At 62.7% G+C, this 22,332-nt stretch carries 25 protein-coding genes and 1 pseudogene; 22 read left to right on the top strand and 4 right to left on the bottom strand.

Annotated elements, in window-relative coordinates; genetic code table 11:
* Positions 1 to 49 precede the first annotated feature (49 nt).
* Positions 50 to 508 carry an RraA family protein gene (locus Q5701_RS14085; protein WP_306751607.1) on the bottom strand — a complete coding sequence of 153 codons (459 nt, stop codon included), beginning with the start codon at positions 506 to 508 and terminating at the stop codon, positions 50 to 52.
* Positions 509 to 614: 106 nt separating this feature from the next.
* Here Q5701_RS14085 and Q5701_RS14080 point away from each other — a divergent pair, with 106 nt between their 5' ends.
* The 7 genes from Q5701_RS14080 to trhA all read left to right on the top strand — a co-directional run bounded on the left by Q5701_RS14080 (position 615) and on the right by trhA (position 6,204).
* Entirely contained in the window at positions 615 to 1,229 is a 615-nt protein-coding gene (locus Q5701_RS14080) for a hypothetical protein (protein ID WP_306751606.1), read from the top strand.
* A 160-nt stretch (positions 1,230 to 1,389) separates the two neighbouring features.
* Positions 1,390 to 1,818, top strand: a complete 429-nt coding sequence (locus Q5701_RS14075; RefSeq protein ID WP_306751605.1) for a response regulator — start codon at positions 1,390 to 1,392, stop codon at positions 1,816 to 1,818.
* A 242-nt stretch (positions 1,819 to 2,060) separates the two neighbouring features.
* Positions 2,061 to 3,254: a phasin family protein gene (locus tag Q5701_RS14070; protein WP_306751603.1), complete on the top strand. Its 1,194-nt coding sequence runs from the start codon at positions 2,061 to 2,063 to the stop codon at positions 3,252 to 3,254.
* A 117-nt stretch (positions 3,255 to 3,371) separates the two neighbouring features.
* The gene (locus Q5701_RS14065) at positions 3,372 to 3,836 is read left to right on the top strand and encodes a hypothetical protein (RefSeq protein WP_306751602.1); all 465 of its coding nucleotides are present in this window, start codon (positions 3,372 to 3,374) and stop codon (positions 3,834 to 3,836) included.
* A 313-nt stretch (positions 3,837 to 4,149) separates the two neighbouring features.
* A complete protein-coding gene (locus Q5701_RS14060; RefSeq protein WP_306751601.1) occupies positions 4,150 to 4,377 on the top strand; it encodes a hypothetical protein in 228 nt (75 codons plus the stop codon).
* Positions 4,378 to 4,494: 117 nt separating this feature from the next.
* Entirely contained in the window at positions 4,495 to 5,385 is an 891-nt protein-coding gene (locus Q5701_RS14055) for a transglutaminase-like domain-containing protein (RefSeq protein ID WP_306751600.1), read from the top strand.
* A gap of 153 nt (positions 5,386 to 5,538) precedes the next feature.
* Positions 5,539 to 6,204: a PAQR family membrane homeostasis protein TrhA gene (gene trhA, locus Q5701_RS14050; RefSeq protein ID WP_306751598.1), complete on the top strand. Its 666-nt coding sequence runs from the start codon at positions 5,539 to 5,541 to the stop codon at positions 6,202 to 6,204.
* An 81-nt stretch (positions 6,205 to 6,285) separates the two neighbouring features.
* On the opposite strand, the gene Q5701_RS14045 is transcribed toward trhA, so the two are convergent.
* The gene (locus Q5701_RS14045; RefSeq protein ID WP_306751597.1) at positions 6,286 to 7,155 is read right to left on the bottom strand and encodes a transglutaminase family protein; all 870 of its coding nucleotides are present in this window, start codon (positions 7,153 to 7,155) and stop codon (positions 6,286 to 6,288) included.
* 198 nt (positions 7,156 to 7,353) lie between these two features.
* Between Q5701_RS14045 and Q5701_RS14040 the strand changes: the two genes are divergently transcribed.
* The 10 genes and pseudogenes from Q5701_RS14040 to Q5701_RS13995 all read left to right on the top strand — a co-directional run bounded on the left by Q5701_RS14040 (position 7,354) and on the right by Q5701_RS13995 (position 15,322).
* On the top strand, positions 7,354 to 7,773 hold the full coding sequence (locus Q5701_RS14040) for a ribbon-helix-helix domain-containing protein (RefSeq protein ID WP_306751596.1): 420 nt from the start codon (positions 7,354 to 7,356) through the stop codon (positions 7,771 to 7,773).
* A 282-nt stretch (positions 7,774 to 8,055) separates the two neighbouring features.
* Positions 8,056 to 8,361 (top strand): alpha/beta hydrolase family protein, encoded by a 306-nt coding sequence (locus tag Q5701_RS14035; RefSeq protein WP_306751595.1) that lies wholly within the window; start codon positions 8,056 to 8,058, stop codon positions 8,359 to 8,361.
* 352 nt (positions 8,362 to 8,713) lie between these two features.
* Positions 8,714 to 8,983 (top strand): annotated as a pseudogene (locus Q5701_RS14030) (integrase core domain-containing protein); the annotation flags it as partial.
* A gap of 558 nt (positions 8,984 to 9,541) precedes the next feature.
* Positions 9,542 to 11,074, top strand: a complete 1,533-nt coding sequence (locus Q5701_RS14025) for an acyl-CoA carboxylase subunit beta (RefSeq protein ID WP_306751594.1) — start codon at positions 9,542 to 9,544, stop codon at positions 11,072 to 11,074.
* A gap of 198 nt (positions 11,075 to 11,272) precedes the next feature.
* Complete coding sequence (locus tag Q5701_RS14020) at positions 11,273 to 11,419, top strand: hypothetical protein (protein WP_234853346.1); 147 nt, start codon at positions 11,273 to 11,275, stop codon at positions 11,417 to 11,419.
* A 99-nt stretch (positions 11,420 to 11,518) separates the two neighbouring features.
* Positions 11,519 to 11,917, top strand: a complete 399-nt coding sequence (locus tag Q5701_RS14015) for a hypothetical protein (RefSeq protein WP_306751592.1) — start codon at positions 11,519 to 11,521, stop codon at positions 11,915 to 11,917.
* Positions 11,918 to 12,044: 127 nt separating this feature from the next.
* On the top strand, positions 12,045 to 12,290 hold the full coding sequence (locus Q5701_RS14010) for a hypothetical protein (protein WP_234853348.1): 246 nt from the start codon (positions 12,045 to 12,047) through the stop codon (positions 12,288 to 12,290).
* Positions 12,291 to 12,365: 75 nt separating this feature from the next.
* Positions 12,366 to 12,578 carry a YMGG-like glycine zipper-containing protein gene (locus Q5701_RS14005; protein ID WP_234853349.1) on the top strand — a complete coding sequence of 71 codons (213 nt, stop codon included), beginning with the start codon at positions 12,366 to 12,368 and terminating at the stop codon, positions 12,576 to 12,578.
* Positions 12,579 to 12,677: 99 nt separating this feature from the next.
* Positions 12,678 to 14,675 (top strand): acetyl-CoA carboxylase biotin carboxylase subunit, encoded by a 1,998-nt coding sequence (locus Q5701_RS14000; RefSeq protein WP_306751591.1) that lies wholly within the window; start codon positions 12,678 to 12,680, stop codon positions 14,673 to 14,675.
* 56 nt (positions 14,676 to 14,731) lie between these two features.
* Positions 14,732 to 15,322, top strand: a complete 591-nt coding sequence (locus Q5701_RS13995; protein ID WP_306751590.1) for a hypothetical protein — start codon at positions 14,732 to 14,734, stop codon at positions 15,320 to 15,322.
* An 89-nt stretch (positions 15,323 to 15,411) separates the two neighbouring features.
* Here the strand turns inward: Q5701_RS13995 and Q5701_RS13990 are convergent, their stop codons facing one another.
* On the bottom strand, positions 15,412 to 15,915 hold the full coding sequence (locus tag Q5701_RS13990) for a DUF4174 domain-containing protein (protein ID WP_234853352.1): 504 nt from the start codon (positions 15,913 to 15,915) through the stop codon (positions 15,412 to 15,414).
* A 57-nt stretch (positions 15,916 to 15,972) separates the two neighbouring features.
* Between Q5701_RS13990 and scpA the strand changes: the two genes are divergently transcribed.
* From scpA to Q5701_RS13970, 4 genes are all read left to right on the top strand, one after another.
* Positions 15,973 to 18,108 (top strand): methylmalonyl-CoA mutase, encoded by a 2,136-nt coding sequence (gene scpA / locus Q5701_RS13985; RefSeq protein ID WP_306751589.1) that lies wholly within the window; start codon positions 15,973 to 15,975, stop codon positions 18,106 to 18,108.
* A 128-nt stretch (positions 18,109 to 18,236) separates the two neighbouring features.
* Positions 18,237 to 19,052, top strand: coding sequence for a glycosyl transferase (locus Q5701_RS13980; protein WP_306751588.1), 816 nt, complete (start codon positions 18,237 to 18,239; stop codon positions 19,050 to 19,052).
* Position 19,053: 1 nt separating this feature from the next.
* On the top strand, positions 19,054 to 19,575 hold the full coding sequence (locus Q5701_RS13975; protein ID WP_306751587.1) for a hypothetical protein: 522 nt from the start codon (positions 19,054 to 19,056) through the stop codon (positions 19,573 to 19,575).
* Between the two features lie 63 nt (positions 19,576 to 19,638).
* The gene (locus tag Q5701_RS13970; protein WP_306751586.1) at positions 19,639 to 20,928 is read left to right on the top strand and encodes a homoserine dehydrogenase; all 1,290 of its coding nucleotides are present in this window, start codon (positions 19,639 to 19,641) and stop codon (positions 20,926 to 20,928) included.
* Positions 20,929 to 21,015: 87 nt separating this feature from the next.
* Here the strand turns inward: Q5701_RS13970 and Q5701_RS13965 are convergent, their stop codons facing one another.
* Entirely contained in the window at positions 21,016 to 21,648 is a 633-nt protein-coding gene (locus tag Q5701_RS13965) for a lytic transglycosylase domain-containing protein (RefSeq protein WP_306751585.1), read from the bottom strand.
* A gap of 166 nt (positions 21,649 to 21,814) precedes the next feature.
* On the opposite strand from Q5701_RS13965, the gene ssb reads away from it, so the two are divergent.
* Positions 21,815 to 22,312: a single-stranded DNA-binding protein gene (gene ssb, locus Q5701_RS13960; protein WP_306751584.1), complete on the top strand. Its 498-nt coding sequence runs from the start codon at positions 21,815 to 21,817 to the stop codon at positions 22,310 to 22,312.
* Positions 22,313 to 22,332 lie beyond the last annotated feature (20 nt).

The following is a 22,332-nucleotide window of genomic DNA, read 5'->3' as shown; positions in this document are numbered from 1 at the left end:
GTGGAATACGCAGCCCCCGTGCCAAAACGGGTTAGCTGGTAGCGAATAGCTACTTGGCGTAGGCTCCCTTGTAGGTCCCTGCAGCGATTTGACCCATGATCTCAGCTTCCTTGCGTTCCTGGGCAAGCGTCGCTTCCAGCAAAGCTGGCGCCTCTTCCTGCGTGAAGGCAACAATTCCGTCTTCGTCGCCCACAACGATGTCGCCCGGCGAGACAACCATGCCTTGTAGAGACACAGGGACGTTGATGAATCCCGGGCCATTCTTGTAGGGACCGCGATGGATTGCGCTGCGGGCAAAGACCGGGAAGCTGTCGGCGCCGATCTCGGCCGTATCGCGGACCGATCCGTTCAGCACGAATCCAGCTGCGCCGCGCGATTTCGCAATGGCGACCATGATGCCGCCGATAAGCGCACGGGTCCTTGCTGGAAGGCGCGGGTCATGCCGCGCAAGTAGCCGCCTTATCCTGAAATCCTCACAGCAGTCTGACCCGCAGCCTTCCTCTAGCAAAAATCAATTCATCAATCTGGCTTGTTGTTCGCGTTAGCTGATAGTGAGTTGCCCCTCCAGGGCATCACTCAGAAAAACTGGCATTGGAGCAAGAGGGTTGACTGCAATGAAAGAATTATCTGGAAAGCGCCCTTATGATCTCTTGCTGCAACACGCGGCGGAGCAGATGGCCAAGATCTCGCCGCTGCCTGAATTGGCGCTCGCCGCGCAGGAGGCCGGCGTCTCGCTGGAGCAGGCGCAAAGATGGTTTGCTGATGATCAGGCACTCAGCATGGCAGTCGTGGAGCAGCAGATGGTGCTGCTGACGGACCATTTGGCCCGTCGCGCATCCGCCGTGCCATCCGATGATATCATCGGCCAGCTTCGCGCCCTGACCCACGCCTATGTCGAGTGGTTTTTCGACAATCCGGTAGGCGGGCGTTTGCTGGTCAGTCCTGCAGCCGTTGCCGTGCTCTCGCACCACCAGGTGGGTCGGTTTTCGTCTGCGATCTACGACCTCGCGCAGTCGATGATGGAGCGCGCCCGGGAGGTGGGCCTCATCAAGGCTGATACCGATATCCCTGAAGTGCTCCTGACAATGCGGGCACTGACGCTGGGCATTGTTGTGCTGCAGGACATGGACCATGCGCGGCTGTGGGGAGATTATGCCGACCCACGCGCAGCCCTGACACGCATGATGGATAGCTACTTCGATCTTGCCCTGCAAAGGCCGGATGCGTGACAGCGGGAAATGCGCGCCGTTCCCCAAACCTTTCCGTTGCGGCCACCATTCTTGCCCTGTCGATCGCCAAAATTACCCCCCCTTGGACCTTCGTGATCCAATCGGCGGGAAAAAGCAGTTGATCGGGGGGATCGCTGTTCTCCATTTGCCAAGGTGATGTATGCACAAGCCGGACCTGGCCGGGAAGCGGATCCTGGTGGTCGAAGATGAGTTCGTCCTGGCCGCAGATATTTGCGCCAAAATCGAAGCCTGCAGGGGAGTGGTCGTCGGCCCGGTCTCCACATTGGCGGGCGGTCACGCTCTCCTCCAGACAGGTCCTCAGCCGGAGGGCAGCATCCTCGACATCCGGGTTGGCGACGACATGGTCTCCCCGGTGGCGGACGATCTCATGGCAGTTGGCGTGCCCATCATATTTACGAGCAGCGAGAGCAAAGCGGCAATACCCAGCAAGTATGCAACCATCCCGCTCATTGGGAAGCCAATCATCCCTTTGCAATTCTTCCGAACAGACCGGGCCTGGTCTGACCTCCAGGAAAGGGACGCTGCCGTTCGCTATCGACAAACCGGTCAACATGGTGCTTGTGGCTAAGCAGTTATTCCCTGACCTCAAGTATTCCTCTCCAGCGTAAGGGGGCCTTGCCGAAGAAGCGTGTGAAATCCCGGGCACAATCGCCTGTTTTTCGCTGCGATGCAGCAATTTCGAGAAGAAGCATCGGCTGGTTTTGGACAATAATCTTCGAAACCCCTTATAATTGTCAGGGTCTCTGGTTATGTTGCACTGCAGCGAGACATTCGAAGAGTCCTTCCTTGGATGATCCTGCTTGAGCTTCCTTGAGCAACCAGCATGTGATTTCTCTGCACTTCGGTAGGGACTTGGTGGCTGGCTTTGCGTTCAAGGCGGCGCCCAAGGACAATGTTCCCATGATCCTTCGTCAAACGATCCAGGCTGCTCCTGAAAAAGCTGCCGCGTTGATCGCGAAACTTGCCGCGACCTCGAACCAGGCGGTGAAATCCCGCGAAAGCCTTTATGCGGAACTCAGCGACGAACTCGTCCGCTATATTGAGATCGAGGAACAGTACCTTCTGCCGCTGCTGCGCAAGCATCCCGAAACCAAGGACCTCGCCGTCAGCGCCCTGAAGGGCAACAAGGACCTGCGTTCCTCACTTGAAAAGCTGTCCGGTCTGCCGAAGGACAATGATGCGTTTCTGGCTGCGATTGCCGATTTGAACAAAGGCTTCCAGCAGCACGTTCGTAACGAGCGCAAGGAGCTTCTCCCCGCTGTCCTCAAGGCACTCAGCGATGACGAGGCAACCAGCGTTGCCGCCAACATCGAGGGTGCCGTCAAGGACGCCGAGACCGCAAAGCGCGACGAAAAGCGCGAGGAGCGGGCGCAAGCCGAGCGTGACGCCGAAGAGGCCGCGCAGGTCGAAGCGGACAAGCGTGCAGCGGCTAAAGAGGCCAAGCGCGACGAGCGGGCCGAGGCGGAGCGTCAGGAAGCAGAGGCCGAGAAGGCCCTTGCCGCCGAGCGTGCGGTCGCGAAGGCCCGGAAGGATGCGGAGCGCGTTACCCGTGAGGCGACCGAGAAGGTGGCCGATGTCATGGAACGCGGCGCGACCGCCGTGCAGGACCGGGCGCGCCAGGTCACGGAGGTCGTCACTGAACGCGCCCGAAATGTGGCCTCCGACACTCAAGAGGCAATGACGATCTACAGCGACTCCGCACGGAGAATGGCCGAGGACATGCAGGTTGTCGCCACAACGTCTGCCACCTCGACGCAGGCCCTGTCGGACGTCACCTCTGCCTGGACAACCTGGTTCGAGAAAGCCACGCGCGCCAATGTCGAAGCCTCGCAGAAGCTGTTCCGCGCCAAGTCGATCAAAGACATCGCGGAGATGCAACGGGCGTTCGCCACCGGCGCCATGCACAACTGGATGGAGCGTCGCACAGCGATGCTGCAGATCGCCCAACGCAGTTCGAAGCAGGCATTGAGCCCGCTTCAAGCGCGCGTCAACGAAGCGGCGTAACCACACGAACCCGCATGGTGGGCGTTGCTGCGACACGCGGCAGCGCTGACCGTGCGAGGACATCGGGGCGCAGGCGGCCCATGCAGCCGTGCTGTCTCATTGTCCGGTTTAGCAAGGATGAACACGTTGATGAGTGCCGGAACTAACGCATGGACCGAGCTGGCAAAGGCCAGCTCCAACATGATGAAGACCAACATGCGCGTGAACGAGATGATGATCGCCTCTAGCAGCGTCATCGGGGCACGCATGACGATCATGGGCAATGCGGCCCGCAGTCCTGCCCAAGGTGACTATGCAGAGATCGGCGGCATGGTGGAGGAGAAGGTGGTGGCCATCGGGAAAGTCAACGCGGCCCTTGTCGAGCAATGGTCGGCGATGCTGGCCGACGCCGCAGAGCAGGCGCAGCATCTCCGCCCCCTGATATTTGGCAGACGACCGTTGAGCATAACAGACATGTCCGGGCTTGCGGAACGCTGCATCGCCCATGGAACCCGGGTGATCACCCGCTCCATGGACACGGGTGGACTGGCCCTGGCGCCTGTCCATCAGCAGGCCACGGCCAACGCACGGCGCCTGCGCTAGCAGGGTTCACAACCGAGATCGTGCTGGTTGCGTTGATGGGCCGATACGGCTTTTGTAACGAGTACTGCCTCGGCTTCACAGGCCGAGGCTTTTCCCGGAGTTCCCCGTTCCCCTTGATCCTTTTTCCTTGAGGAATGGCGGAAATCGGCTGCGCCTTGACCTTTTATGTCTGCAACTCCGCTCAGCCCTATGCAGGCGAACAGCGACCACGTTCACCGCAAACAAGGCACAGTTCGGAACCCCAGAGTACAATTGCCCTGGGCCCCTTTCCGCACCTATCGTGGTTCCATCCGCTGGTGCGAGGAAAGACCAGATGGCGTTCGTGGTGTTTCACTTGAATGAGCCGGGACGACCCCCAAGCAGGATCGCCGTTGCTGTCGATCACATCGTCTCCGTCAGGGAAGTGGCGGACGATGCAGGCACCGAGATCAAGTTGAGCGATGGCACCCTGGTAAACGTGACCGAACCTTACGCGACCATCATGGAAGACCTCGCCCAAATCGAGCTTTCGCCTGGGTCAGACGAGCGGCATACGCGATGAAGCGAGCTGTTCGAGCCATTCTTCAGGACTGCCGTCTTCCGCCGGAAGAATGATACGCCCTCATGGCGAGGCTGGCAGTCCTTCCTTTATTCTCGCTCCCCGCAAGGAAGGCACATCATGCTCATCCGCTTCGGCTTTGAAATTGCGCTAACCACGCGAGTTCCCCTTCCGCTGATCCTTGCGCTGTCACCCCATTCGTCCGTCAAGGGCAAGATCCTGGGCGCCAACAAGGTCATGACCGAACCTGCGGTGTCGGTCGAGGAGTTCCTGGATCTCTTCGGCAATCGCCGGGCGCGACTGACAGTTCCGCCCGGACATTGCCGGCTTTGGTCGGACGACGTGATCGAGATCGATGGAGAGCCCGACGTCTTCGACCGGAATGCCCGCCAGCACGAGGTCGCGCACCTTCCGCCCGAGACGCTCCCCTTTCTGACAGCCAGCCGCTATTGCGAGTCCGACATGCTGTCGCAACAGGCCTGGGACCTGTTCGGAGCGGTAAAGCCTGGCTGGGCGCGTGTTCAGGCGATCTGCAACTTCGTCCACAATCACCTGACCTTCGGCTACAAGTTCGGGCGCTCGACGAAAACGGGAGCCAACGCGATGTCCGAGGCAACCGGCGTGTGCCGGGACTTCGCACATCTGGCCATCTCGCTGTGCCGCGCCATGAACATTCCGGCGCGCTATGCGAGCGGTTATCTCGGCGATATCGGCGTTCCACCGTCCGGTCCCGGCGATTTCTGCGCCTGGTTCGAGGTCTATCTGGAGGACCGCTGGTACACCTTCGATGCGCGCTACAACACGCCCAGGATCGGGCGCATCCTCATGGTCCGCGGGCGCGACGCTGCAGATGGGGCGATGATCACCTCCTTCGGAGCTTACAAGCTGGAATTGTTTCGGGTCTGGACGGACGAGCTTCCCGAGGGGATGACGCAGGCCGATGTCCTGACGGAACTGGAGCGCCTGCCAAACGCCCCTGCACTGACCTTAGCCACGGCGGGGTCGTCCTGACATGCTGCGAGACATCCCTGACCCGCAGCTCATGTTCTTGATGCCTCGGTCCATCAACCTGGGAAGGCGGTTTTTCGGCATCGTCAAGCCCTGCGGCCTTCCGCCAATCATGGGCGTTGCCGCTTCAAACCGACGTCTTTACAGGACCCTTCAGTGATCACTCGTTTGCCGCAACGCGCCGGCTACAGCCGCACCGAGAACATCTCGGACTTCATTGTTCATGCTGTTGGTCTCTTGGCTGCCCTCATGGCGGTCCCGATCCTCATCATTCATACGTGGTCTCTCGGCACCGAGCCAGCCGTCCTGCTCGGTGTGGCGATCTATGGCGTGGCGCTTATTGCCATGATCCTGTGCTCCACGCTTTACAACATGGCACACCCCGATGTCTGGAGTGGCGTGCTGCGCCGGCTCGACCACTCGGCGATCTACGTGAAGATCGCCGGCACCTACACTCCCTTCGCTCTGCTTTCGCCAGGCCCGACAGGCTGGTTTCTGATCTGGATCTGGGCCTGTGCCGCTCTCGGAGCTGCGCTGCGCAGCTTTACACAAGACCACTTCCGTGGCGTGGCAATCGGCCTCTACCTGGTCATGGGGTGGTCAGGCGTGGTCGCCGGCGGCGCAGTCTTTGCCGAGATGACGTCCCAGGTTTTCGCCCTGATCCTGGGAGGAGGGCTGCTCTATACATCCGGGTTTGCGTTCTATTTGTCGCCACGGCTGCCGTATCACCGAACCATCTGGCACCTCTTTGTCATCGCCGCGAGTGCTGTCTTCTTTGCCGCCGTTGCTGCGCATGTTCTTGGCAGCGCAGGTTCGACTTGAGCCCTGATGATCGCTCGCCGAGTTGACCGGGACAGCGATGTCCGTGCGATGTTAAAGAGCACCTTGAACGATACGACACATCTAGCCGGAAGCGCTGACTCTGACCTCAACGGTCATGTCCACCAAGGCGTCCGGACTGCCGGAAAAACTGCCGGCGACCGGGACGGCCTGACGAATATCTCGCACGACGGCCACGGGAATGAGATGACTTGCTCCCATGCTTTGGTTGGTCGGGTCAAAGGTGATCCAACCCGCACCGGGAATGTAGATCTCCACCCAGGCGTGGGTGGATCCAGCGTCCGTCGAGCCAACCATGTCGCTTCCAGGATCGAACAGATAGCCGGAGACAAGACGCGCCCCCAGCCCGAGAACCCGTGCGCTCTCCGCAAGCAAGACCGCAAAATCGCGACATGATCCACGCCCGCGGTGGAGCGTTTGCAGGGGAGATTGCGTGCCCTCGCTGTCCCGGCTTTCGTAGAATATCTGCGCAGGGATGCCGGCGTTGATATCCTTGAGGAGGGACAGCGTGTCCGTGGGTCGTTGACGGACAAAGCCCTCGACCCAGGTGGAGAATTGGCATTCATCGTCCTGGAATTGTTGGCGGGTCAAGGCTCCCAAATCGGTCCACTCATCATCGGAGTAGCGAAATGGATATGCGGCCGCGTTGGCGGAAATGGGAAAGATCGGCCACATCGGCGCACTCAACTCAACCTTTGCCTGGCTGCTGATCGTTAGCCGGTCTGTCGGAGATTGGAACATCGCGGACGCGACTGGATTGTCCGCCACGTCCTGCGACCACGCAAGGTCCGCCTGCGGCAAGATGTCGATCTCGTGCGAGATGAGCCTGAGGTTTCGGCTTTCCCGCGGCCGAAGCATCAGCTGGTGCGGGCCAAGCATAACCGGGTACCGATAAATATACGTGGTTCTATGGGCTACAGTCACGATTGGCATGAGAAATCCTGTCCGTTCCGAGCAGATGCGGTTGTCGGCTGAAGCCCCGTTGTCGCAGGCGGTTTCGACTGGTGCCACAAAACTCCTGGACCTTACATGTTCCCGTGACGACCTGCTTGGGCTTCAATAGCAGGCCTCTACTCTTGTAACCCTCAACTTGACATCCACATACCATCCATACGGATGGATTAGAATAGGATGTCAGATAAAGTGGTGCCGTTGCGGCCCCAGGTTCCCGAGAGCGAGAAGATCACCATCAACCTGGGCTATGTCGACCTCGGTCGGATCGATCTGCTGGTCCAGGAAGGCTTCTTCTCAAACCGCACCGACTTCATCAGGACGGCGATCCGCAACCAGTTGCGCAGCCAAGCGGAAGAGGTGTCGCGCTCGATCGAGCGGCACCGGCTGGAGGTCGGCCTGCTGGAGCTTGGTGCAGATGAACTGAAGGCCGCACCGGCTGCCGGCGAAACGCTTCATGTCAGGGTCGTGGGCCTTATCCGCATTGCCCCCGATGTCACACCGGAGCTCGCCCTTCAAACAATCGGCTCACTGACGGTGCTCGGCGCACTGCAGGCAAGCCGCGAGATCAAGGCCGCCTTGGCCCCACGGATCAAATAGCCGCGCGAGCGGCAGGAAAGGTAGAAAAAATGACCACTGATTACGTCGCGGAGATCCTCCGCGCGACTGGCACCCTGCGGTCTGGTGATCCGGCCGGCGTGACAGCAATCGTTCAGAACGCCCTGGCACTCGCAGGTCTGAAAGACTCAGGCAGCGGGATCACTGCCGGTGCCTCGGCCAAGATCATCAAGACCGTCCGCCTTTGCGGTGATGCGGGGGCAGGCCGGCCTCGGCGCAGTGCCGTCGAGGAAGCCCGCTGCTGGACTGGAGGCGGGGCCGCGGGTGATCGTGTTTCACGGCAGCGCGGACACCACGGTCCATCCGTCGAATGCCGAACGGATCATTGCCGGCAAAGGCGCCGGTGCCGGGAAGACCTCCCGGGTTGAGTCTGGAGCCTCGGGTGGAACCCGCGGATACACGCGCCTCGTTGCCAAGCGCGAGGACGGCACGCATGGGATCGAGAGCTGGATGATCGAGGGCGCGCAGCATGCCTGGGCCGGCGGACACCCGAGCGGCTCCTACACCGATCCACGCGGACCCAATGCCTCGGCGGCGATGGTGCGCTTCTTCCTTCACGGCTCGACATAGGCCCGGAGGTCGGCATCCTTTCAGGCACCCAAGGCTCCTCGGGCGGCACGCAGAGCGGCGCCTGCGCCATGGCGGAACTAGAAAAACAGAGCCAAGGCCAGCAGCAGGGTGAAGGCAACCTCGGTCATCCGAGCGCCTGATCCTGCCGCTTGCGTTCGCTCAGGCCGATCAGGCTGCCCATCAGATTGAGTTGGCCTTGCTGAAAGGCGCGGGTCATGCCGCGCAGGTAGCCTCCTGTTGCAACCAAGTTGAAATGTCCTTGGCTGCGCAAAGCAGAAATGTCTCACCGAGGGTGGCCAAGCATGGCCGGGCTGGGCGGAGACATCCGCCATCGCAGCCCTGATCGGCCATGCGTTCACAGCAGAACGGCTACATCGAGTCCTTCAACGGCAGCCTGCGCGACGAATGCCTCAACGAGGAAATCTTCGATAGCCTGGCCGATGCCCGCCGCAAGCTGGCCCTCTGGCGATACCACTACAACAACGTCAGGCCGCATTCCTCGCCGGGCAACAAGACCCCCGCAGAAGCGCGCCGGGCGCTCGAGCTACTTGATGGCACCGTGCCCGGCGCGCTTGCCACATCCGAAACCGAAAACTATCAACCCCAAGGACTCTCGTTATGAACGAGGGACGATCGGGGGGCAGGTCACCGGGAGCGCCGCTTCGCGGGGAACATCTTAGATGAGGCAGCAAGGCCGCTCAGTAACAATCTGCGTGAGGCAATGCGACACGAGCTACTGGCGCCGAGGTCTTCTCTTCGCTAAGGAGGCTCAGATCCTCATCGAGCGATGGCGCCGTCACTGCGACACTATCAGGCCGCACAGATCTTGCGATATCTCCCGCCCGCACCTGAATTTGTCACCCCGGTAAGCCAGCGACCGACAATCCATTAACAATCAACCTGGACCACTCGATGGAGGCAGTCCATTTCGTGATCCCCGGCTGCGCCGTCGTCTGCCTCAACCAGATCAGAAGGTTTTTGTCAGGTGTTCTTTACTATGTCGAAAAGATTGGTGACAGGCCGTCCCCAAAACTACCGCGCCCTCCCTGCGCACCAGTTGATTTGCAGTTTTTCAGTTTTCCGGCTCCAGCGGCAATGGAGTTTGCAAATTTTCTCGATTCTGCTTCCCCGTCCTGCCCTGCCTGACTAGGCTGCGGCGGAAAGATCGGGGGGAGCTGCAATGAAGGACATTCTTCAGGAACTGGAAGACCGCCGGACGCAGGCCCGGCTGGGCGGTGGCCAGCGCCGGATCGAGGCGCAGCACGCCCGCGGCAAGCTGACCGCGCACGAACGCATCGAACTGCTGCTGGACGAAGGCAGCTTCGAGGAATTCGACATGTTCGTCACCCACCGGTCCACCGATTTCGGAATGGAGGCCGACCGTCCCTATGGTGACGGCGTGGTGACCGGCTGGGGCACGATCAACGGCCGGATGGTCTATGTCTTCAGCCAGGACTTCACCGTCTTCGGCGGGTCGCTGTCGGAAACCCATGCCCAGAAGATTTGCAAGATCATGGACATGGCGATGCAGAACGGCGCCCCCGTAATCGGGCTGAACGATTCGGGCGGCGCCCGCATCCAGGAGGGCGTGGCCAGCCTGGCAGGCTATGCCGACGTGTTCCAGCGCAACATCATGGCCTCGGGCGTGGTGCCGCAGATCAGCGTGATCATGGGGCCATGCGCAGGGGGCGCGGTTTACAGCCCGGCCATGACGGACTTCATCTTCATGGTGAAGGACACGTCCTATATGTTCGTGACCGGTCCCGATGTGGTGAAAACCGTCACGAACGAGGTGGTGACGGCGGAACAGCTGGGCGGCGCTTCCACCCATACGAAAAAATCTTCGGTCGCTGATGGCGCCTTCGAGGACGATGTCGAGGCACTGTCGGAAGTTCGCCGCCTGTTCGACTTCCTGCCCCTGAACAACCGCGACAAGGCCCCCGTGCGTCCCTTCTTCGACGACCCCGCCCGCATCGAGGAAAGCCTGGACACGCTGATCCCCGACAACCCGAACCAGCCCTACGACATGAAGGAACTGATCGTGAAGGTCGCCGACGAGGGTGATTTCTACGAGATCCAGAAGGACTTCGCGGGCAACATCATCACCGGATTTGTCCGCATCGAAGGACGCACGGTGGGCGTGGTCGCCAACCAGCCGATGGTCCTGGCAGGGTGCCTGGACATCGACAGCAGCCGCAAGGCCGCCCGCTTTGTGCGCTTCTGCGACGCCTTCGAGATCCCGATCCTGACGTTCGTGGACGTGCCGGGGTTCCTGCCCGGAACAGGCCAGGAATACGGCGGCGTCATCAAGCACGGCGCGAAACTGCTGTTCGCCTATGGCGAGGCGACGGTGCCGAAGGTGACGGTCATCACCCGCAAGGCTTACGGCGGGGCTTATGACGTGATGGCGTCCAAGCACCTGCGGGGCGACTTCAACTATGCCTGGCCCACGGCAGAGATCGCGGTGATGGGCGCCAAGGGCGCGGTCGAGATCCTGTATCGCAGCGAGTTGGGCGACACGGACAAGATCGCGGCGCGGACAAGGGATTACGAGGAGCGCTTTGCCAATCCCTTCGTCGCCGCGGAAAAGGGCTTCATCGACGAGGTGATCCAGCCCCATTCGACCCGCAAGCGCATTGCCCGGGCGTTTGCCAGCCTGCGGACCAAGCAGCTGTCGAACCCGTGGAAGAAGCACGACAACATTCCTTTGTAAGATGCTAACGGTGTTGCACAAACGCGTGAATGATGCAGGCCAGCCACAGGGCGCGGGGCATTTGCCCCCTGTCGCCCGCCCCGCCTGTCTGCGCATGGCTGCCGCCGCTATCATCGCCGCCGGGGCGGTGCATCAAGACATCCCCCTGAACCCGAGCAGACGGGCGCAGGCGCGCCCGCTTTACAGGAGCGTGACACTATGTCGAAGAAAATCATCCTCAGCCTGGTGCTGGTCTCGGCCTTTGCTGCCTGCCAGCGTCCGGCAGCCGAACCCGATGTCTATGTGCCCGCCCCGAACCCGGTCACGACCGAACCGGTTTACCAGGGCAAGTACGGCGCCAACTGATCCCGACCGACTGATCTTGCGCGGGCGGTCCGGCTGCCCGCGCCTTTCCGGCCCGGTCCAGCACGACCCCCGCCCCCAATGCGCATTGTGGGAACCATCATGCTGAAGCACCGAGGCTTTCCGGGACGCCTTCCCGGAACCGACTTCCAGTTCGTCATCCGCCGCGAAAATCGCAAAAAGGGCGCGACGCCCATCACCCGGCGCGAACGGTTTCGTGACCGCAAGCCTGCCGACCGCCGCGCCGACGCGGGCTTTCTGTCCGCATTGATCAACCATTTCGGCGAGGAACCATTCGTTCGCGGCAACCTGGACGCGGGCCGCCTTGGCTGGCTGATCGGACGAGAGGTCGTGCCGGTCGGCACCTTCGATCCTGCCGACTATGACCAGCTTTTCCAGATCGACATGGCAGCGGCCGAGGCGTCCTTTCCCGAACTGTTCGCCGCGGACAGCGCGCCCGATTTCGGATGGGACGAAGACGACGACCCGGACGACGAATGATGCGCAATTTGCTGCCTAGGGCATTGATCTCACAGCCATGTCAGTTTGACCTGCCCCCGGGCTATGCGATAGTCCTTCGGCACCTATCACCGGCCGTTCGAGCGGCCCACCATACAGGCAAATTTCCATGCAGACTTCGCTGTTCACCCGCGTCGCAGCCGGCGCATTCGTACTTCTGGGCCTGGCTGCCTGCGACCAAGGCTATGGCACAACGACCGGGCTGTCGCCCGATGCGCAGCGTGCGGCCGGCGGCGCGGTCGCTGGCGCTGTCATCGCCAAGGCATTGGACGAGGATCTGGCCACGGGCGCTGCAATCGGTGCCGTCGGCGGCGCGCTGTGCGATGACGCCGGCGTCTGCCAGCGTCGCTACTGATCACGCAGGCTTTTCAGAACCGATCGGGCTGGATCGGCGTTCCGATCCAGCCTTTCAAACGACAGGAAGACCAGAATGTCCAAATTCCTTGCCATTGCCGCGCTTGTCGGCACCACGGCCATCGCGGGCTGCACCCAAGGCATCAACCCGACCGACACCGACCGCGCCCTTATCGGTGCGGGTGTCGGCGCGACCATTGCCAGCGTCAGCGGTGAAAACGTCGTCAAAGGCGCGGCCATCGGTGGCGCTGCCGGCGCGCTGTGCAACGACGTGCGGCTGTGCCAGTAACCACCTGATCGCAGCGCGCCCGTCGCGCCGTATCACCTTTATCGCCGCCCGGGGCCATGCGCCCTTGGGCGGCTTTTTCATGCCTGGCCGGGGGGGCCCATGTTCAAGAAAATCCTGATCGCCAACCGGGGCGAGATTGCTTGCCGCGTCATCAAGACCGCCCGCAAGATGGGCATCGCGACGGTCGCCGTTTATTCCGATGCCGACCGCAACGCGCTGCACGTCAAGATGGCGGATGAGGCCGTTCATATCGGCCCGCCCCCCGCCAATCAGTCCTATATCGTGATCGACAAGATCATGGAGGCGATCCGCCGGACGGGCGCCGAGGCCGTTCATCCCGGATATGGCTTCCTGTCCGAGAACATGAAATTCGCCGAGGCGTTGGAACGCGAGGGCGTGGTCTTCATAGGCCCCCCGTCCCCTGCCATCGAGGCGATGGGCGACAAGATCACCTCGAAGAAGCTGGCGCAGGAAGCGGGTGTTTCCACCGTCCCAGGCTATATGGGCCTGATCGCGGATGCCGAGGAAGCGGTGCGGATCAGTGACCAGGTGGGCTATCCGGTGATGATCAAGGCTTCTGCTGGCGGCGGGGGCAAAGGGATGCGCATCGCCTGGAACGCCGCCGAGGCGCGCGAAGGGTTTGAAAGTTCGCGCAACGAAGCCGCCAGCAGTTTCGGCGACGACCGCATCTTCATCGAGAAATTCGTGACGCAGCCGCGTCATATCGAAATCCAGGTGCTGGCCGACAAGCATGGCAATGCGGTCTATCTGCACGAACGCGAATGCTCGATCCAGCGGCGCAACCAGAAGGTCATCGAGGAAGCACCCTCGCCCTTCCTTGACGAGGCCACCCGCAAGGCCATGGGTGAACAGGCGGTCGCGCTTGCCAAGGCCGTGGGCTACACCAGTGCGGGCACGGTGGAATTCATCGTGGACGGGCAGAAGAACTTCTATTTCCTGGAAATGAACACCCGGCTGCAGGTGGAACATCCCGTCACCGAACTGATCACCGGCATCGACCTGGTGGAACAGATGATCCGGGTGGCGGCGGGCGAGCCGCTGCCCTTTGCGCAATCCGACCTTACCATCAACGGCTGGGCCATGGAAAGCCGCCTTTATGCCGAGGATCCGTATCGCAACTTCCTGCCGTCGATCGGGCGGCTGACCCGTTACCGCCCGCCGGCCGAGGTCGCGGACGAAACCCATGTGGTCAGGAACGACACCGGCGTCTTCGAAGGTGGCGAGATCAGCATGTTCTATGACCCGATGATCGCGAAACTCTGCACGTGGGCACCCTCGCGCACGAAGGCCATCGAGGCGATGCGCGTGGCCCTGGACGAATTCGAGGTCGAGGGGATCGGCCACAACCTGCCCTTCCTGTCCGCCGTGATGGACCATCCGAAATTCGTTGCAGGCGACATCACCACGGCCTTCATCGCCGAGGAATACCCCGAGGGCTTCGGGGGGGCATCCCTGCCCGACGACGAACTGGCCCGCGTGGCCGCAGCGGCATCAGCCATGCACCGGGTGGCCGAAATCCGGCGCGCGCGGATCAGCGGGCGGCTGGACAACCACGAACGGCGCGTGGGCGAGAACTGGGTGGTCTTTATCAATGGCCAGGAAATCCCCGTCCGTATTCGGGCCGACCGCGACGGCGCCACCGTCGCCGTGAACGGCCGCGACCTGCGCGTGGAAAGCGACTGGAAGCCCGGTCAGACCCTGGCCCGGCTTGTGGTCGATGGCCGTCCCCTGGTCATGAAGGCGGACAAGATCCCGGCCGGTTTCCGCCTGCGCACGCGCGGCGCCGACCTGAAGGTCCAGGTCCGCCGTCCCCGCACCGCAGAACTGGCCCGCCTGATGCCCGAAAAGCTGCCGCCCGACACGTCGAAATTCCTGCTCTGCCCGATGCCGGGGCTGGTGGTCAAGATCGCCGTGGCGCCGGGGGACGAGGTTCAGGAAGGCCAAGCCCTTGCCACGGTCGAGGCCATGAAGATGGAAAACATCCTGCGCGCCGAACGCCGGGGCGTGGTCAGGTCGGTCAATGCCGAGCCGGGCCAAAGCCTGCGCGTCGATGACGTGATCATGGAGTTTGAATGATCCTGCCCGCCCGGCCCGCGCCGGGCCGGCAAGGACTTCCGCAAGGACACGCCTGAATGCCGCCGCTTGACACCTACCTCAGCCCCCAGGCGCAACAGGCGGTCATCGCCGGGGTGTTCCTGGCTGCCGGCTGGTGGGTGGTTGCCCTGCAAAACCGAAGACGCGACGCCAATCTGCGGGCGGAACGCGTGCGAGACGTGCAGCGGGCGATATTCGCCGAAATCCGCGCCTATCTGGCGGTGCTGCGCCGCGATAACGTCGGCGAGTATGGCGCCGCGATCAAGACGCGCATCCTGACCGAAGCGGATTTCTTTCCGGTCATTCCGACCGAACACAACGATGCCCTGTTCAGGGCGATCATCGGAGACATCCACGTCCTGCCGCGCGACACGGTCGATCCGGTGGTGCTGTATTACAGTCAGCTCAACGCCATTTCGGCGATGATCAGCGACCTGCGGGAACTGGATGTCGCGAAAATCGGCGCCGAGCGGGCGGCCGGCATGTATCACGATTATATTTCGATGAAAATCGAGGCTCTCGAACTGGGCGAAAAGGCCCTGGAGGCGATCCGCGCAAACCTGGATGGTCGGGGCGCTGCGTATCGAAGAAAGATCAGTAACCAGGCTTCGGGCCGGTACGGCCAGTAATTGGGGGGGGGTTGTAGGATGTCGTGCTCATGTCGAACCTCCTTGTCCTGTCAGCGGAATATAGGTGACGGAATTCGGAATTTCAATCCTTACGGCAACAACCCCGCCCGGCCGATTTCCTGGCGGCGCAAGGGCAGCTTGTCGATGGCGCGGCTGATTTCGCGCACGTCCCAGGGCAGCGGGCGGCGCTGTTTCACCTGCCCGTCCTTGTCGATGATGACCAGCGAAAAGCCGCGCGGATGCAGTTGCTGGCGCCACGCACTGTTCGCCCCCGGATCGCTGTCGGTGATGATCACCACGTCGCGTTCGACCAGGGCCGTGTCGCCTGCCTCCAGCACGCGCATCTGTTCGCGGAATGCCGGATCGTTCGGGGTGTCGGCAAAGACCACGACGGGGCGGGCCTGCCACAGGAAATCCGCAGGTTCCGCATCGGACGCGGCCAGAATGCGCAATTCGGGACGCGCAGGTTCCGGCTGGGGGGTGGCGACCTCCTCGGGACTGGTGGGTTGTGCCTCGAGCCGGGGCGGAGGTGCTTCCCGCGCCGGACCCATGGCTGCAACCAGCATTGCGAAGATCAACAATTTCAACTTCATCGGCACCCCTTCCCTTTCTGAATATAGGGCAGCCCGCGCCGTGCGAAAGGATCGACCATGACGAAACCCACACTGGACGACTGGCAAAGGCTGGCGGCAAAGGAAATGCGCGGCAGCGACCCCGACAGCCTGACCTGGAACACGCTGGAAGGAATCCCGGTCAAGCCGCTGTATACCGAGGCCGATCTGGACGGCTTGGACCACCTGGGCAGCCTGCCGGGCATCGCGCCCTTTACCCGCGGCCCGCGCGCCACGATGTATGCAGGCCGGCCCTGGACCATCCGCCAATATGCGGGCTTTTCCACGGCCGAGGAATCGAACAACTTTTATCGCAAGGCGCTTGCCGCCGGTCAGCAGGGCGTGTCGGTGGCCTTCGACCTGGCGACCCACCGGGGCTATGACAGCGACCATCCGCGCGTGGTGGGCGACGTGGGCAAGGCGGGCGTCGCCATCGACTCTGTCGAGGACATGAAGATCCTGTTCGACGGCATTCCGCTGGACCGCGTTTCGGTGTCGATGACCATGAACGGCGCCGTGATCCCGATCCTGGCGAACTTCATCGTCACCGGAGAGGAACAGGGCCATTCCCGCGCCGTGCTGTCGGGCACCATCCAGAACGACATCCTCAAGGAGTTCATGGTCCGCAACACCTATATCTATCCGCCCGAGCCTTCGATGCGGATCATCGCGGACATCATCGAATACACGTCCAATGAAATGCCCAAGTTCAACTCGATCTCGATTTCCGGCTATCATATGCAGGAAGCGGGCGCGAACCTGGTGCAGGAACTGGCCTATACGCTGGCCGACGGGCGCGAATATGTCCGCGCGGCGCTGAAGGCCGGCATGGACGTGGACCAGTTCGCGGGGCGGCTGTCCTTCTTCTTTGCGATCGGCATGAACTTCTTCATGGAGATCGCCAAGCTGCGGGCCGCCCGGCTGCTGTGGCACCGGATCATGACGGAATTCGCACCCAAGAAGGAAGGCAGCCTGATGCTGCGGACGCATTGCCAGACCTCGGGCGTGTCGCTGCAGGAACAGGATCCCTATAACAACGTGATCCGCACCGCCTATGAGGCGATGAGCGCGGCGCTTGGCGGCACCCAGTCGCTGCACACCAACGCGCTTGACGAAGCCATCGCCCTGCCGACCGAGTTTTCGGCGCGGATTGCGCGGAATACCCAGCTGATCCTGCAAGAGGAAACAGGCATCACCCATGTTGTCGATCCGCTGGCGGGGTCGTACTACATCGAAAGCCTGACCGCCGAACTGGCCGAGAAAGCCTGGGCCTTGATCGAGGAGGTCGAGGAGCTGGGCGGCATGACCAAGGCGGTGGCCACCGGAATGCCCAAGCTGCGGATCGAGGAAACCGCCGCCCGCCGCCAGGCCCAGATCGACCGGGGCGAGGAGGTGATCGTCGGCGTCAACAAGTACCGCAAGGACAAGGAAGACCCGATCGACATTCTGGACATCGACAACATGGCGGTGCGCGACAATCAGATCGCACGCCTGAACCGGATCCGCCAGACGCGCGACGAGGCTGCCTGCCAGGCGGCCCTTGACGAAATCACCCGCCGCGCCCGCGAGGGCGGCAACCTGCTGGAGGCCGCCGTCGGCGCCGCCCGCGCCCGTGCAACCGTTGGGGAAATCAGCATGGCGATGGAAAAGGAATGGGGCCGCCACCGGGCCGAGGTGAAGACCCTGGCCGGGGTCTATGGCGCGGCCTACGAGGGCGACGAGGGCTTCGCGCAAATCCAGCGCGACGTGGAAACCTTTGCCGAGGAAGAAGGCCGCCGCCCCCGGATGCTGGTCGTCAAGATGGGCCAGGACGGCCATGACCGGGGTGCCAAGGTGATTGCCACGGCTTTCGCCGATATCGGCTTTGACGTGGATGTGGGACCGCTGTTCCAGACGCCCGAGGAAGCCGCGCAGGATGCGGTTGACAACGACGTGCACGTGGTCGGCATCAGTTCACAGGCAGCGGGCCACAAGACCCTGGCGCCGAAGCTGATCGAGGCGCTGAAAGCCCAGGGGGCGGGGGACATCCTGGTGATCTGCGGCGGCGTGATCCCGCAGCAGGATTACGATTACCTGCGGCAGGCAGGCGTCAAGGCGATCTTCGGGCCAGGAACCAACATTCCCTCGGCCGCCGCCGACATCCTGAGGCTGATCCGCGAGAACCGCGCGGCCTGAATTGCGTCCCGCGATGGCAGGGGGGCTGTCTGCCCCCCTGCACCCCTCGAGGATATTTGGACCAAGGCAAAGGACATTGCCTTGGCCTTCCGGCTGTGAAACCTTGCCGGGAAACAGCGAGGCAGGCCATGGACGCGCCAGAGATCAAGCAGATCATCTGCATCAAGTGGGGCACGAAGTTCGGGCCGGAATACGTGAACCGACTGTACGGGATGATCGCGCGCAACATCACCCCGCCGTTCCGGCTGTTCTGCTTTACGGATGATGGCACTGGCTTGCATCCCGACATCGCGATCAGGCCGCTGCCGGTCTTCGAATACGAGGCGCCCGTCAACACACGCGGCAAATGGCCGAAATCGCGGCTTTGGGGCGATCTGGGCGATGTGACAGGGGTGGTGCTGTTCCTGGATCTGGACGTGATCATCACCGGCGATCTGGATCCGTTCTTTACCTTCGGCGATCCCGACGACACAATCCTGGGGCGCAATCCCAATACGCCGCTGGAACGGCTGGGCCAGACTTCGGTCTATCGGATGCGGGTCGGAAATCTGGCGCCGCTGCAGGATATTTTTCGTGCCGACCCGCAGTCTGTGGCGGACAAGTACCGGTACGAACAGCGTTTCGTCACCCGCAACGCACCAGGCGGCGTCAAGTTCTGGCCGCGCGGATGGCTGGCGCATTTCAGGATGCATTCGGTTCCGGTCTTTCCGCTGAATTACCTGCGCGAACCCAAGATCCCAAAGAATAGCCGCATCGTGATCTTTGCAGGCGCGTTGAACCCACCCGACGCGATTGCCGGCCGCTGGGAGGAGGGTGATATCCACCGCAGCCCGGGGGAACATCTGCGCCGGACATTTTCGGGCAACCGCAAGGAAAGCCTGTCCAAGCACCTGCGTCATTACCTGCTGCCCGCAACCTGGGTCAGGGACTTGTGGCGGGAATAGCATGGCCCTGCCCCGCGCGCCCGACCGGCTTTCGGACGACATGGCGGCGGCCATCGGTCACGCGGTATCGGCCTTCGGCTTTCTGGAAGAGGCGCTGAAACGCGCGATCTTTTCCCTGACGCGCCAGCAACTGGGCCAGGACGTGACCGAAGCCGCCCTGCAAGCCTGGCTGCACCGGATCGAGGAGATCGCCGACGATACCCTTGGCACCCTGATCGACAGCTTTGCGGCGGCGATGAAGCAGGCGCGCATCGAAGGCCGCGAAACCCTGTCCGACGATCTGCGGCAGCTTCGGTTGATGCGCAACCTGCTGTGCCACGCGTCCTGGCGGCCGGGAAAAGAACCGGGCCAGTGGCATCCGACATTCATCAACACCCGGGGCGAACGTTTCCCCGACGAGATGGACCCGGCTGCGGTCCATGCCATTCACGCCGACACATTGCGGGCCGCACGGCGGGTGGTGTCCATCATGCGCGGAACGGGCATCGACGGGGAATGGGCTGGCCATGACCCTGGCGCCTGACTCGCGCGTTGCATGACGGCGCGGCCCGCGCTAACAGCAGGCAATCGCAGACAAGAGGCCTTCATGTCGTCCCCCCTTCGCCTCGGCATCGCCGGGCTTGGCACCGTCGGGATCGGTGTCGTCAAGATCGTCCAGAAACACGCCGATCTGCTGGCGCGCCGAACCGGCCGCCCCGTGTCGATCACCGCCATCTGCGCGCGCGACAAGATGAAGAACCGCGACGCCGACCTGTCGGCCTATCGCTGGGAAGACAATACCATGGCGGTGGCCACGGCGGGTGACGTGGATGTCTTCATCGAACTGGTGGGCGGCGACAGCGGCATTGCCAAGGACAGCATCGAGGCTGCCTTGAGGTCGGGCAAGGACGTCGTCACCGCGAACAAGGCCCTGCTGGCCGTCCACGGGCAGGCGCTTGCCGAACTGGCCGAAAGCCTGGGCCGCACCCTTCGCTTCGAGGCGGCGGTGGCAGGCGGCATCCCCGTCATCAAGGCCATGACGGAATCGCTTGCGGGCAACGAGATCCGCCGCGTGATGGGCGTGATGAACGGGACGTGCAATTACATCCTGACGCGCATGGACAGCGCGGGCCTGCCCTATGAGGCCGTGTTCGAGGAAGCGCGCCAGTTGGGATATCTTGAGGCCGATCCGACGCTGGACGTGGGCGGCATCGACGCCGGGCACAAGCTGGCGATCCTGTCGTCGATCGCCTTTGGCACTCGGGTCAATTTCGACGCGGTCGAGATCGAGGGGATCGAGCGGGTCAGCATCGACGACATCCGCCGCGCCGCCGACATGGGCTACAAGATCAAGTTGCTGGGAGTGGCCCAGATGACGCCCCGGGGCCTGGAACAGCGGATGTCGCCCTGTCTTGTTCCCGCAGACAGCCCCCTGGGCCAGTTGATGGGCGGCACGAACATGGTCGTGGTCGAAGGCGACAGCGTGGGCCAGCTTGTCCTGCGCGGCGCGGGCGCGGGCGAAGGCCCGACCGCCAGTGCGGTCCTGTCCGACATCGTGGAAATCGCCCGTGGCGTGCGCTTGCCGGTGTTCGGTCAGCCTGCGACGACGCTGAAGGCGGCGCAGCCTGCGCGGACGGCGGTTCCGGCAGCCTATTACCTGCGCCTGGAGTTGCAGGACAAGCCCGGCGCGCTTGCCAAGGTCGCGACGGTTCTGGGCGATGCGGGCATTTCCATCGACCGGATGCGCCAATATGGGCAGCACAGCCCCGAAAGCGTCCCCGTGCTGGTCGTGACCCACAAGACCACACCCGAGGCCATCGACTTTGCCATCGAGGCGCTGCCCCGCACCGGCGTGCTGGCGGGCGAGCCGGTCGAATTGCGGATCGAGGAAGTGTGACAAAGAACGGGGGCGCTCGCGCCCCCTCTTGCCTCGGTCCCCGAGGCAATTCACCCCCGAGGATATTTGAGTGAAGAAGAAGCGGCCTCAGCTTCCCGCGATGATCCGCACATAGTTGCGCGTTTCGCGGTAAGGGGGGATACCGTTGTATTTCTGCACCGCGCCCGGTCCGGCGTTATAGGCTGCAAGCGCCAGGCGCCAGTTGCCGAACTGGTTGTACATCATTCGCAGATAGCGCGCACCGCCATTCAGGTTCTGCACCGGATCGTTCGGGTTCACGCCCAGCTTGGCCGCCGTTCCCGGCATCAGCTGGGCAAGGCCCGTCGCGCCCTTGTGCGACCGCGCACGCGGGTTCCAACCCGATTCCTGCTGGACCAGGCGCAGGAACAGATCCTCGGGGATGCCGTGCTGGCGGGCGGCCGCGCGGGCATGGGGAATGAAATCGCTGCGCTTGCCGCGATAGGCGGGGATGTTGGCGGATAGCTGGATATCGACCGAACTGCCGCCGCTGCTGCTGCGGCCGTTGGGCTGCAACCGCGCCGATTGCTGATACTGGGTAGCCAGCCGCGAATCCATCAGGCGGGTCTGGCGGGCGAACTGTTCGGCGCGCGATTTCGACGAACTGCCTGACAGGCGCAGCCCTTCGGCCCCTGCTGGCAAGGCCAGTCCTGCGATCAGGATCGCGCACAGACCCGCCTTGATGGTTGGGAAGAATGTCATGTCCCCGCCCTCGTTGTTATGGGTTTTGAGGGGACTATACAGAAATCGAGCCGCATCGCCAGCACCGCTTTTCGGCCAGGCTGCACGTGGCGGCAAAGCGCGCATTTGCATCGTGGCGGGGCCTGCGCTAGAGCATTCCACAAGGACATATTTGCAGGAAAACGTCATGGCAGGCAGCGTCAACAAGGTCATCCTGATCGGCAATCTGGGCGCCGACCCCGAAATCCGCACGTTTCAAAATGGCGGCAAGATCGCGAACCTGCGCATCGCCACGTCCGAAACGTGGAAGGACCGCAACACGGGCGAGCGCAAGGAAAGGACCGAATGGCATACGGTCGTCATTCATTCCGAACCCCTGGTCCGCGTGGCCGAGCAGTATCTGAAGAAGGGCAGCAAGATCTATGTCGAGGGGCAACTGGAAACCCGCAAATGGCAGGACCAGTCGGGCGCCGACCGTTATTCGACCGAGGTCGCGCTGCGCCCCTATCGCAGCGAACTGACGATGCTGGAAGGCCGGGGCGGTGCAGGTGGCGGCGGTAGCCGTGACGGGGGCGGCTATGACGATTACGACCGCGGCGGCTCGTCCTCGGGCAGCCAGGGCGGCGGCAGCCAGAGCGGTGGCGGCAGCAGCCGCAGCGATTACGACGACGAAATCCCGTTCTGATCCCACGGCGGGGCGCGGGC

The organism is Paracoccus actinidiae (genome assembly GCF_030863885.1).
Classification (GTDB): domain Bacteria; phylum Pseudomonadota; class Alphaproteobacteria; order Rhodobacterales; family Rhodobacteraceae; genus Paracoccus; species Paracoccus everestensis.
Note: the sequence above shows the minus strand (reverse complement) of the source record. Positions and strands in the feature narration are given on the sequence as shown.